At 65.9% G+C, this 955-nt stretch carries 2 protein-coding genes; both read left to right on the plus strand.

Annotated features, from left to right (window positions below; translation table 11 throughout):
- Positions 1-226: 226 nt before the first annotated feature.
- Positions 227-664 carry a hypothetical protein gene (locus tag U9980_RS19815; protein ID WP_322769285.1) on the plus strand — a complete coding sequence of 146 codons (438 nt, stop codon included), beginning with the start codon at positions 227-229 and terminating at the stop codon, positions 662-664.
- An 82-nt stretch (positions 665-746) separates the two neighbouring features.
- Positions 747-955 (plus strand): hypothetical protein (locus U9980_RS19820; protein ID WP_322769286.1); only part of this gene is annotated, 209 nt, incomplete at its 3' end.

The raw sequence follows: 955 nt of genomic DNA on the forward strand, positions 1-955 counted from the left end.
AGAACCTCCATCCGAAGATCCTTAGGATCATGAAGACATGATCTATAAATCTCGCATCGTTCCAGGTCACAATACATATTGATCTCCCACCACAACCTCCAGGGTTCTTCGGCGTGTCGGAGGTTGTGGTAGATGATCTCTTCGGACCGTGGACCGGTCCGTCCGTATCCGGGTACCGATGACCCTCCGGTAGAGGCACGCGACCATGCCACGGGAGTAAGAGCTGATGGTGATCCCGCCGCGACTCCGGTTCGACAACCGAGGCGTCGCCGTCCCCGACCCGGGCTCCAACCCCGATCCCGGCCCCATGACAGACGCGCACAACTCCATTATTCTCCCCCTCCCGGATGCCAGCACCCCCCGAACCGGATCATCCCGATTCCCCATCGGCCCACCGGGGGTCCGCCGCCAACGGCAACGTTCCCCGCGACGCAGACAGACCCGCCATCCACGACGCCCGTCCCCTCGTTACCGGACGCGACCCCCACGGCGCCGGGTGCGTCTGCGCTGCCGCGTTCGCGACCTGGTCCGATGGACCGCGGTCCTGCTGATCGGCTTCGGTACCGGCCTGGCGACGGTCACGCCCGACGGCCCGGCCGGCCTCAGCGCCGAACTCGTCGCGAGACTGCTCAACCGGATCGCGACCGCAGCCACACCATGGTGAACACCCACCCGAGAACGGAACCCCGCCTGAGTCCGCCCGCGTCCGTCTGCACCTCGTGACCACACGAGAAACGGAGGGACCGATGGCCCGCACCATCCGTATCAACGGAATCGACGTCCCCGTCATCGCCGACGAGATGACCGGCGCCGACATCAAGGCAGCCGCGGGTGTCGACGACAACCGGGTACTCATCCGGCAGGACACCGATCGCAACACCATCGTCGGTGACAGCCAGCGGGTCCGCGTCGCCGACGGGGACGTCTTCGCCCACCATGCCCGACACTCCAAGGC

The sequence above is a fragment of the Protofrankia sp. Cr1 genome, from assembly GCF_963555865.1.
In the GTDB taxonomy this organism is placed as follows: Bacteria; Actinomycetota; Actinomycetes; order Frankiales; family Frankiaceae; genus Protofrankia.

Coding starts and splice junctions, on each gene's coding strand:
- U9980_RS19815 (WP_322769285.1), top strand. CDS start 227: ATGGTGATCCCGCCGCGACTCCGGTTCGACAACCGAGGCGTCGCCGTC.